Origin of the sequence: Streptomyces sp. NPDC102467, assembly GCF_044765445.1 — a bacterium.
GTDB lineage: Bacteria > Actinomycetota > Actinomycetes > Streptomycetales > Streptomycetaceae > Streptomyces.
The window spans coordinates 86,609-96,122 of sequence record NZ_JBIWKA010000023.1 but is presented as its reverse complement, the minus strand read 5'-3'; the positions used below and the strand labels follow the sequence as shown (position 1 = coordinate 96,122).

General features: G+C 71.5%; 9 protein-coding genes. 2 read left to right on the top strand and 7 right to left on the bottom strand.

Translation table 11 applies throughout. The features are described from left to right. Window positions 1-109: 109 nt before the first annotated feature. The 4 genes from ACIREE_RS37420 to ACIREE_RS37405 are packed head-to-tail and all read right to left on the bottom strand — an operon-like array spanning window position 110 to window position 3,790. Complete coding sequence (locus ACIREE_RS37420) at window positions 110-811, bottom strand: response regulator (protein ID WP_404162803.1); 702 nt, start codon at window positions 809-811, stop codon at window positions 110-112. Window positions 812-823: 12 nt separating this feature from the next. Continuing rightward, window positions 824-2,059, bottom strand: a complete 1,236-nt coding sequence (locus ACIREE_RS37415; RefSeq protein WP_404162801.1) for a sensor histidine kinase — start codon at window positions 2,057-2,059, stop codon at window positions 824-826. Between the two features lie 13 nt (window positions 2,060-2,072). Continuing rightward, complete coding sequence (locus tag ACIREE_RS37410; protein WP_404162797.1) at window positions 2,073-2,861, bottom strand: ABC transporter permease; 789 nt, start codon at window positions 2,859-2,861, stop codon at window positions 2,073-2,075. After that, window positions 2,858-3,790, bottom strand: a complete 933-nt coding sequence (locus ACIREE_RS37405) for an ATP-binding cassette domain-containing protein (protein ID WP_404162794.1) — start codon at window positions 3,788-3,790, stop codon at window positions 2,858-2,860. Before ACIREE_RS37405 ends, ACIREE_RS37410 begins: the two co-directional genes overlap by 4 nt. A gap of 106 nt (window positions 3,791-3,896) precedes the next feature. Here ACIREE_RS37405 and ACIREE_RS37400 point away from each other — a divergent pair, with 106 nt between their 5' ends. Further along, window positions 3,897-4,442 carry a GNAT family N-acetyltransferase gene (locus tag ACIREE_RS37400; protein WP_404162791.1) on the top strand — a complete coding sequence of 182 codons (546 nt, stop codon included), beginning with the start codon at window positions 3,897-3,899 and terminating at the stop codon, window positions 4,440-4,442. Between the two features lie 59 nt (window positions 4,443-4,501). Here ACIREE_RS37400 and ACIREE_RS37395 read toward each other — a convergent pair whose 3' ends face one another. Both ACIREE_RS37395 and ACIREE_RS37390 read right to left on the bottom strand, forming a co-directional pair. Further along, window positions 4,502-5,098 carry an NADPH-dependent FMN reductase gene (locus ACIREE_RS37395; protein WP_404162788.1) on the bottom strand — a complete coding sequence of 199 codons (597 nt, stop codon included), beginning with the start codon at window positions 5,096-5,098 and terminating at the stop codon, window positions 4,502-4,504. A gap of 507 nt (window positions 5,099-5,605) precedes the next feature. After that, complete coding sequence (locus ACIREE_RS37390; RefSeq protein WP_404162786.1) at window positions 5,606-7,144, bottom strand: MFS transporter; 1,539 nt, start codon at window positions 7,142-7,144, stop codon at window positions 5,606-5,608. Between the two features lie 98 nt (window positions 7,145-7,242). Between ACIREE_RS37390 and ACIREE_RS37385 the strand changes: the two genes are divergently transcribed. Further along, complete coding sequence (locus ACIREE_RS37385) at window positions 7,243-7,917, top strand: TetR/AcrR family transcriptional regulator (protein ID WP_404162783.1); 675 nt, start codon at window positions 7,243-7,245, stop codon at window positions 7,915-7,917. Here the strand turns inward: ACIREE_RS37385 and ACIREE_RS37380 are convergent. Then, window positions 7,914-9,512: a type IV secretory system conjugative DNA transfer family protein gene (locus ACIREE_RS37380; protein ID WP_404162820.1), complete on the bottom strand. Its 1,599-nt coding sequence runs from the start codon at window positions 9,510-9,512 to the stop codon at window positions 7,914-7,916. The two genes, ACIREE_RS37385 and ACIREE_RS37380, sit on opposite strands and share 4 nt — an antisense overlap. Window positions 9,513-9,514 lie beyond the last annotated feature (2 nt).

Here is a 9,514-nt window from a genome sequence, read left to right as displayed (position 1 = left end):
GGACCCTGTGGGAGAGTAGGACGCCGCCGAACTAAATTTGATAGACAGAAAACCCCCGTCCGGGGATACCGGACGGGGGTTTTCTGCGTTTACGGTGCGTGTCCGTGAATTATGCGGGCTCCACCAATTTCGCGTCGTACGCCACGATCACCGCCTGGACTCTGTCCCGCGCTCCCGTCTTCGCCAGAATGCGGGACACATGCGTTTTTACCGTTGATTCCGCGAGATGCAGACGTGCGGCGATCTCCGCATTGCTCCAGCCCTGGGCGATGACCGTGAGGATCTCGCGCTCGCGTTCGGTGAGAGAGGCTGTACGGGGGTCAGGTGCCGCGGGGACGTTCGGGGCGGCCGGGAGATGGTGGACGTAGGCGTCCAGGAGGCGGCGGGTCAGGCCCGGGGCGACGATCGCGTCGCCGCCCGCCACCGCGCGGATGCCGGCGAGGAGTTCTTCCGGGAGCGCGTCCTTGATGAGGAAGCCGGAGGCGCCGGCGCGGAGGCCCGCGTACGCGTACTCGTCCATGTCGAACGTGGTGAGAATGAGGATGCGCGGGCCGGGCTCGCTGCCGGTCGGCGTCGAGACGATGCGGCGCGTGGCCTCGATGCCGTCCATGCCCGGCATACGGATGTCCATCAGGACGACGTCAGGGTGCAGCCGCGACGCGAGGGCGACTGCTTCCGTGCCGTTACCCGCCTCCCCGGCGACCCGCATGTCGTCCTGGCTCTCCAGGAGCATGCGGAAACCGAAACGCTGCATGGGCTGATCGTCGACGATGAGGACTGAGGTGGCCGAGGTGGCTGGGGCCGGGCTCACGTGGTGGGTTCCTTAAGGGCGAGGAGAAGGGACGGGGAGGCGGGCCGTGACGCGCCAGCCGCCGGTCGGCTGTGGGCCGGCCTCAAGTGTGCCGCTGTAGAGGGAAGTTCGCTCGCGCATACCTGCGAGGCCCCGGCCGCCGGTGGCGGGGGTGCCACCGCGGCCCGTGTCGGTGATGGTGAGGGTGACTACGTCGGAGGCGTAGGAGAGGTCGGCTGTGGCGGTCGCCTTCGGGCCCGCGTGCTTCAGGGCGTTCGTCAGGGCTTCCTGGAGGATGCGGTAGAGGGCGAGTTGGGTGCCCGGCGGGAGTGGGGCGGGCGGGGCGCCGCTGTGTGTCAGTCGGACCGCGAGGCCCGCGGTGCGTACCCCGTCGATGAGGGCGTCGACGTCCCCGAGAGCGGGCTGCGGGGACAATTCCGTTTCTGTCGACGGGGCTTCCTCGCGCAGGACGTCCAGGAGCCGACGGAGTTCGGTGAGGGCCTGGCGGCTGGTGGTGGCGATCGCGGTGAGGGCCTGGCCCGCGCGTTCCGGGTTGCGGGCGGCCGCGTAGGAGCCGCCGTCGGCGAGGCCCGTGATGACCGAGAGGTTGTGGCCGATGATGTCGTGCATCTCGCGGGCGATCCGGGCGCGTTCGGCGGCGGCCGCGAGCTGGGCCTGCTGATCGCGTTCGACCTCGAGCCGACGGGCGCGTTCGACGAGGGAGTTCGTGTAGTCCTGGCGGCTGCGGAGGGCGATGCCGAACGCGGAGACGAGGGCCAGGGCCCAGAACTGGGGGACGACCTGGGCGTCCCAACTGCCCCTGGGGAAGCGGACGACCGCGACCACGACCGGGATCATCGTCAGGGCGCAGGCCAGGACCAGGGTGCGCATGCGGGCGCGCAGGGCGACGTTGAAGACGACGAAGAGCTGGAGCAGGGCCGCCTGGAGGAGGGCACCGGTCGCGCTGTTCACGATGCCCGCGGGTACCAGGACGGAGAGCACCGCCATGGGGTGGCTGCGGCGCCACAGCATCGGGACGGACAGGGCGAGGCTGAGGAGGAGGACCAGCGGGCCGGGGACGTGGGTGTCGGCGGCTATGTTCTTCCAGCCGTCGCCCGCGTAGTCGATGACGGCCGCGATGACGCAGAACCCCGTCAGGACCAGGTCCCACACCAGCGGGCGGCGCCGGTCGAAGGCGCGCACCCGCCGGGTGGAGCGGTGCTGGAACTGGCTGATGCGGGACTCGGGCTCGCCGGCTTCGGACGTCACGTGATCATCCTGGTCATACGTCGCGGCGCTTGAGAAGGAGTGCGGCCGCGGCGAGCACGGCGGCGGCCCACACGAGGAGGCTGACCAAGCCGGTCACCGGGGCATTGTGGTCGGTCAGCGGTGCGATCGTGCCGAGGGACTCCGCGGACTTGGCCGGGAAGTACTTCACGGCGCTCTGTACGAAGTCGTTGCTGATCGCCCCGAGGACCTCGGGCAGGATCATGACGGCGCCGACGAATGCTCCGATGGCGGCCGGGATCGAGCGGCACAGGGCGCCGAGGCCCACGGCGATCAGGCTGAGGAGGGTGACGCCAGCGGCGTTGCCCGCGAGGGCGCCGAGGACACCGGAGTCCGTCAGCGACAGGGCCTTGTCGGTGTCGGACAGCCAGATCTGTGCCAGCAGGAACGTCACGGTGTTCGTCGCGAAGGTGAGAGTGAAGGCGCAGGCCGTGAAGACGCCGGCCTTCGACCAGAGGACGGGAAGGCGGCGCGGGACGGCCGCCAGCGTGGCGCGGACCAGGCCCGTCGAGTACTCGCTCGCGGTGACCAGGATGCCGAGGACGGCGACACAGATCTGGGAGAGCTGCGAGCCGAAGAGGACGAAGAGGACGGTGTCGATGTTCGCGTCGTCGCCGTCGTATGTGGAGCCCATCATGAGGCCGACGCCGATCACCAGGGCGGTGGCCAGGCCGAGGGTCCACCAAGTGGAGCGCAGCGTACGGAGTTTGTGCCATTCCGCGTGCAGGATGCGGCGCGGCGTCACCGCGTAGGGGGCGGTGGTGGTCGTCGTCGACGTTGTCATCGTGCGGCTCCCGTCAGGGCGGTGGTCGCCTGGTACTCGACCGCGTCGTGGGTGAGGTTCATGAAGGCCTGTTCCAACGAGGCGGTCTGCGGGCTCAGTTCGAAGAGGGGGATGGTGTGGGCGGCGGCGATCCGGCCGATGTCGGGGGCTTCGAGTCCGCGTACGTGGAGGGTGTCGGCGGCCTCGGTGGTGGTCTCGGCGCCGGTCAGCAGGGAGCGCAGGCGGGCGGCGTCGGGTGTGACGACCTTGACGTAGGCGGCGCCCGACGCGCGGACGAGCTCGGCGACCGTCGTGTCCGCGAGGAGGCGGCCGCGGCCGATGACGACGAGGTGGTCGGCGGTCAGCGCCATTTCGCTCATCAGGTGCGAGGAGATCAGGACCGTACGGCCCTGCTGGGCAAGGGACTTGAGGAGGTTGCGCATCCACAGGACGCCCTCGGGGTCGAGGCCGTTGACGGGTTCGTCGAGGACGATCGCGGCCGGGTCGCCGAGCAGGGCCGCGGCGATGCCGAGGCGCTGGCCCATGCCGAGGGAGAAGCCCTTGGCGCGCTTTCCGGCTACCTCGGTGAGGCCCGCGAGGTCGAGAACGTGGTCGACGCGGGAGCGCGGGATGCCGTGGGTGTGGGCGAGCGCCATGAGGTGGTGGAAGGCGCTGCGGCCCGGGTGGACGGCCTTCGCCTCGAGGAGCGCGCCGACCTCGCACAGGGGCGCGGGGTGGGTCGCGTAGGCGCGGCCGCCGATCGTGGCGCGTCCGGAGGTCGGGGCGTCCAGGCCGAGGAGCATGCGCAGGGTCGTGGACTTGCCGGCGCCGTTCGGGCCGAGGAAGCCGGTGACCGTGCCGGGCTCGACCGTGAAGGTCAGGTCGTCGACCGCTGTCTTGCCGGGCTTGCCGCCGTAGCGTTTGGTGAGGCCGTGCGCTCGGATCGTCATGCCTATGAAGGTGCCGTGAGAGGACCCCCGGCCGCGTCCGACCCGGGCACCGAGCTGCGGAAAAGGCGGTAGTACCCGGGTACTACGGGCCCGTAGGGTGCCGCGCATGGATTACGAGATACGCGTCGTACGCCCTGAGGAGTGGCCCGCGGTGAAGGAGCTGCGGCTTGCCGCGCTGCTCGACCCGGTGGCTCCGCTGGCGTTCCTGGAGACGTACGAGCAGGCGCTCGCGCGGCCCGACGTGTTCTGGCAGGACCGGGCTGCGGGGGCCTCGCACGGCATGGCCGCGCGGCAATTCGTGGCGGTGGGGAGCGACGGGGTGTGGGCCGGGACGGTGGTGGTGCTCGTCGAGGACGAGGGGGCCGTGGACTTCTTCGGGGAGGTCGTCGAGGAGCGGCAGGCGCAGCTCGTCGGGGTGTTCGTGCGGCCGGAGGCGCGGGGGCGCGGGGTGACGGAGGCGTTGTTCTCGGCGGCCGTCGAGTGGGCGCTGGGGGTCGACGGGGTGGCCCGGGTGCGGCTGCACGTCCATGAGGACAATGCGCGGGCGGCGGGGTTCTACCGGAAGTTCGGGTTCGTACGGTCGGGCGGGGCCGTCCCGAATCCGGGCGACCCTTCCAAGGTGGACCACGAGATGGTGCTCAGGGTTGGTTAGCTGATTTGGCCGGTGTGGCTGATCTGGCTGGTGTGCTGGGCGTGGCTGATGTTGCCGGTTCAGTTGTACGGGCGTTCCGCGCGGGCCGTGCGTAGGGCGTGGGCCCACCAGTCCAGCTGGTCGAGCAGGATCTTGGCGGCTGTGCCGGCGCCCTCGGGTGCGTGGGCCGCGCCGTTCTCGGCGAAGTGGTCGGGGGTCGCGCGGTGGAAGCTGACGCCGTCGCGGACCGTGACGGCGTGCAACTCGGCGAAAACCAGGCGGAGTTGCTCCACCGCGCGCAGGCCTCCGCCGACGCCGCCGTACGAGACGAAGCCGACCGGCTTGGCCTGCCATTCCTTGTGGTGCAGGTCGATGAAGTGCTTCAGGTGGGCCGGGAAGCTGTGGTTGTACTCGGGGGTGACGATCACGTAGGCGTCGGCGGCGTCCACCCGGGCGGCCAGAGCGGCCTGCTCGGGGGTGTGCGTGTGGCCCCAGTCCGGGTGGGTGTCGGGGAGGTCGAGGTCGGTCAGGTCGATGACGTCGAAGTGGGTGTCGGGGGCGTGGGTCCTGGCGTGCCCGGTGAACCAGGCGCCCACGGTGGGGGCGAGGCGCCCGTCGCGGGTGGAGCCGATGACGATGGCTACGCGGAGGGGGGTGGTGTTGCTGTTGGCGGTCATGGTGGGTCTCCCTGTATGCGGGGGCGGCGTTGGGCTGTGATGGTGTTGGCGGGTTTCGGCGGTGTGGTCGGGCCGTGGTGGTGCCAGCGGGGCGTGGCGGTGCCAGCGGGCTGCGCTGGTGCTGTTCGGGCGGTGGTGGCGCCCGCGGGCTTTGGCGTCGTCCGCGTCGTCATTGGGCCGTGGTGGTGCCAGCGGGGCGTGGCGGTGCCAGCCGGCTGTGATGGTGCTAGCGAGTTTCGGGAGTGCTGTCGGGCCGGCCGTGGTGGCTCCGGCGCGCCGTGGTGGTGCTAACGGGCTGCGATGGTGCGATCCGGGTCGTGGTGGGGCCAGCGGGCTTCGGCGGTGTTGATGGGCCGCTGTGGTGTCGGCGGGCTTCGGCAGTGTCGTCGGGAGGTGGTGGGGCCGGCGGGCTGTGCTGGTGCTGTCCGGGAGGTGGTGGTGCCCGCGGGCTTTGGCGTCGTCCGCGTCGTCATTGGGCCGTTGTGGTGCCCGCAGGGTTCGGCTGTGTCAGCGGGGCGCTGCTGAGGGGGCCTTGGTGAAGCTCGGGGTCTCGGGACGTGGGGTGTGGGTCGCCGGCGAGCGCTTGCCTTTGGGGGCGAGCAGGGCGTATGCGAGGGCTGCCAGTGCTGTCATCAGGACCGTCACCGTCCAGAGCGTGAGGTGCCAGGCTGCCGTGAATTCCGGGGCGTGGCCGCCTGTGCCCGCTGTGACCTGGGCCGCTGCCCGGCTTGAGCCGATCCGGGGTTCGACGGAGGCGAGCAGCAGCGCGCCGAAGACCGTCAGCATGACGGCGCCGGTGCCGCCGCGAACGGTGTTGAGGAAGCCGGAGGCCATGCCGACCTCGGACGGGGCGACCATCGACATGGCCTGCGCGTCGATGATGCCGATGGAGAGGCCCTGTCCGGTGCCGATGGTGAGCAGTGGGCCGGCGAGCGCGCCGGCGGTGATGCCGGGGTGCAGGGTGGTGAGCCAGGCGTTGCCCGCGGCGATCAGCAGCAGGGACAGGACCAGCAGGTGGCGGGCGGGTACGCCGCGGTTGACGAGGCGGGCGCCGAGCGGGGGCAGGGCGAGGACGGGCACCGTCATCAGGAGCAGGGTCAGTCCTGCCGCGCCGGCCGTGGTGCCGTTCACGCCCTGGAGGTAGGTGGGGAGGAAGGTGAGGGCGCCGGTGGTGCCCGCGCCCAGGCCGAAGGAGCCGACGGCCCAGCCGAGGAACGCCGGGTTGCGGGCGAGCCCCAGATCGAGGATCGGGCGGCCCCTGCCGGTGCGGGTGATGCGCTGCTCCACGCGGACGAAGGTGAGGAGCAGGGCCAGGGCGAGGGTGGCGGGGAGCAGCGTTGCGGGCGATGTCCAGCCGGACTTGGAGCCCTGGGTGATGGCGAAGAGGGCGAGGGCGAGGCCCGCGATGAAGGTGGCCGCGCCCGCCTTGTCGACGCGGGGCCGGGTCTCGGCCCGGGACTCGCTCATCAGGCGGGTGCCGATGAGGATGACGGTGCCCACGGCGACGTAGGACAGGAAGGTGGCGCGCCAGCCGAGCGCGTCGACGAGCCAGCCGGAGAACGTCGGGCCGAAGGCGAGGCCGAGGCCCGCGGTGGTGCCGAGTAAGGCGAAGACGCGGGTGCGGGCGGGGCCGGTGAAGGTCGCGGCGAGCAGGGAGCCGCCGCTGGCCATGACGCCCGCGGCGCCGATGCCGGACAGTGCGCGGGCCGCGTCCAGGAGAAGGATGTGCTGGACGAGGGCGGAGGCCAGGGTGCCGGCCGTGTAGATCGCGGCGCCGATGGTGAGGATCCGGCGGCGGCCGTAGAGGTCGCCGAGTGCGCCTGCGACCAGCATGAACGAGGAAGCGGCGAGGAAGTAGCCGACGACGACCCACTGCAGTGCGGCGCCGGACGCGTCGAGGTCGGCGCCGATGCGGGGCAGTGCCACCGTCGTGCCGGACATGGCCATCGGCAGGGTGAGCATGCCGAGGAGGACGACGATCAGGGTGAAGGCGGGGCGGCGGCCGTCGGACGTGGGGACCGCCGAAGCCTGGGGGTCGGTTGCCATGAGCAGTAAGGTACAACCGCGGTTGTAATAAGTGCAACAGTCGTTGTACCTAGGTCTTTGTGTCCAGAGGTGTCCAAGGGTGTCTAGGCTGGACGGCGGTGACGGAGGAACGTATGGCGGAGCAGGACGGGCCGGGCCCTCGCAAGGGCACGGCCGAGAAGCGGCAGGCGCTGCTGCGCGGTGCGCGCACGGTCTTCGGGCGCGAGGGCTATGCGCGTGCGGGCATCGACGAGATCGCGGCCGAGGCCGGCGTCTCGACCCGTACGCTCTACAACCACTTCGGCGGCAAGAAGAACCTGTTCCGTGAAGTGCTGATGGACAGCGCCGCGGAGGTCACCGCTGCCCATGTCGCTCTCATCGAGCGGCACTTGGGCAAGGTGACGGACATCGGGGAGGACATTCGGGCCCTCGCGCGCGAGTGGATGGCGGGGCGCGCCGAGCACGCCCCGCACATGCTGCTCGTCCGGCAGATCATCTCGGAGGGACCGCATCTGCCCGCCGACGTCATCGAGGAGTGGCAGCGGACCGGGCCGCGAGCCGTCACGGAAGCGGTGCGCGAGCGGTTCGTCGAGCTGGGTGCGCAGGGCCTGTTGAACGTCGAGGAGTCCAACTCCCTCGAAGCGGCGCGGTACTTCACGCTGCTGACCGCGGGGACTGTCACCGTGGACACATTCTTCGGGGTCGTACCGATGCCGAGGGCGGAGGTCGACGCGCGGGTGGAGAGCGGAGTGCGGGTCTTCCTGCGGCTGTACGCCACCGGGAACAGCGCCTAGACCGCCGGGAGTTCGGCGTCCGGCCAGCGGCTGCGGCCCTGTTCGCGGGAGCGGAGCAGGGCCAGGGTCGGCAGGCCCCGGCCCGCTCCGGTGGCCAGCAGCTCCGGTAGCTGGGGAAGCGGAGCCACCGCCGCGACGTCGTCCAGGACGAGCGTCATTGGTGGGTCGAGCCGACCGGCGGGTGACCTTTCGGCCATGCGGCGGCCGTGCTCGACCACGCTCGAGGCGAGGGCCGTCAGCAGCGGCATCGCACCGGGATTCCCCTTGGGGTCCTCGATGGCTTCGCCCACCACATAAAGCGTGCCCCCTTCGTCGATGAAGGAATCCAGGGTGAGCGCATCAGTTCGGTTGGCGGTGCAGGCCTCGCGGATGTGGACCGAGAAGAGCGAGGACAGTGCGCGGGCCGTCAACTCCTGCGCCATGTCGCGGCGTTCGGGGTGTGAGGTGAGCGCCGCTTCCAGTTCGCCCGCGGAGCCGGCGGCCGCCTTCGGGCTCGTCCGCAGGATGCGTACGGCGTCCTGCACCTGACTGCCCTGGGCCCAGCGGTGGACGTGGCGGAACGGTTTGCCGTCGACGGCGGCCGCGTGGAGGTAGCTGCGCAGCAGCGTGTCGGCGGTCTCGGCCACCGCGGAGTCGAGCTTGGCCGTCGGCCGGGTCGGGGCGAGCAGCGCCGCCGCGCGGGTGACCGCCGTGGCCCTGTCCTCGCAGCCCGCGGCGGGGTTCCAGTGCATGCGGGCCGGGGTGTCGCACCGGTGGGCCGGGTCGTAGAGGAGGACGGGGCCGAGTTTGGCCCGCGCGTCCTTGGTCTCCTCCCAGACGCAGGGGGCCGAGGTGATGACGAGGGCGGGGCCCTCGGCGTCCTGGATCGCCTGTACGGCCAGCGGGTGGCGGTCCGTCGGTGGGCCGAGGAGGAGGGGGCCGCGGGGGGCCGGGACGGGGGAGGGGTCGGCCGGGGCCGCCGGGGCCACAGCAGGCGCCGGGGCGGGCTCGACGGGGTGGAACTCCGGTGTCTGTCCGGCCGGGGGTCCGGCGTGTGTGGCCGCCGCAGCCACCGGTGCTTGTGGTTGTTCGCGCGCCGGGGCGGATGGTCCGCTGACCGGTACACCCTCGCGCCCCTGAACAGGCGCTGGCACCGGCTCGGAAGCAGGCCCCGCGACCATCGGCCCCGCGACCATCGGCCCCGCGACCATCGGCTGGGCGACCGGCCCGGCGACCGGGCCGCGCCCCGCCCGTACCGCCCGCCATCTCGCCACCGTGCCCGCCACGAAAATGGCCAGCACCACAAGGATCATCAACTGGCCGATGAACAGCCCCCAGAAGAGCCCGTACCCGGAGAGTTCCGCCCCGGGGGTGTTCGGCCAGGCGCCCGGCAGATCGTGCGGCTTGGCGACCAAATAACGTATGGCCAGCGGCGTATGACCGAACGTCACCTGCGAAGGCCACGCGCCTTTGGTGAACAGGCCCGCAAGGCCCGTCGCCGTCCACACCATGATCGTCATGCCCAGCAGGAACGCCAGGACGCCGACCAGCAGCCCGTCGGGAATGCCCCGGCCGCGCTGGTCACGCCCGTCGGGGTATCGCCGCTCGTCCCGCATCA

Bases quoted from the DNA above. Each gene is read 5' to 3' on its own strand.
- ACIREE_RS37410 (WP_404162797.1), bottom strand. From the start codon at position 2,861: ATGACAACGTCGACGACGACCACCACCGCCCCCTACGCGGTGACGCCG.
- ACIREE_RS37405 (WP_404162794.1), bottom strand. From the start codon at position 3,790: ATGACGATCCGAGCGCACGGCCTCACCAAACGCTACGGCGGCAAGCCC.
- ACIREE_RS37400 (WP_404162791.1), top strand. From the start codon at position 3,897: ATGGATTACGAGATACGCGTCGTACGCCCTGAGGAGTGGCCCGCGGTG.
- ACIREE_RS37395 (WP_404162788.1), bottom strand. From the start codon at position 5,098: ATGACCGCCAACAGCAACACCACCCCCCTCCGCGTAGCCATCGTCATC.
- ACIREE_RS37390 (WP_404162786.1), bottom strand. From the start codon at position 7,144: ATGGCAACCGACCCCCAGGCTTCGGCGGTCCCCACGTCCGACGGCCGC.
- ACIREE_RS37380 (WP_404162820.1), bottom strand. From the start codon at position 9,512: ATGCGGGACGAGCGGCGATACCCCGACGGGCGTGACCAGCGCGGCCGG.